Source organism: Aeromonas sp. sif0611 (assembly GCF_019218845.1).
Lineage (GTDB): Bacteria > Pseudomonadota > Gammaproteobacteria > Enterobacterales > Aeromonadaceae > Aeromonas > Aeromonas media.
On sequence record NZ_JAHUWU010000059.1, the window covers coordinates 1 to 255 of the forward strand.

The window sequence follows — 255 nt, forward strand, 5'->3', positions numbered from 1 at the left end:
CATCCTAGCTGTCTGAGCCTTCCCACATCGTTTCCCACTTAACCAGAACTTTGGGACCTTAGCCGGCGGTCTGGGTTGTTTCCCTCTTCACGACGGACGTTAGCACCCGCCGTGTGTCTCCCGGATAGTACTTACTGGTATTCGGAGTTTGCATGGAGTTGGTAAGTCGGGATGACCCCCTAGTCCAAACAGTGCTCTACCCCCAGTAGTATTCGTCCGAGGCGCTACCTAAATAGCTTTCGGGGAGAACCAGCT

General features: G+C 54.1%; 1 rRNA gene. It reads right to left on the reverse strand.

The features are described 5' to 3' along the window. Window positions 1–255, reverse strand: a 23S ribosomal RNA gene (locus KW824_RS21265); the annotation flags it as partial.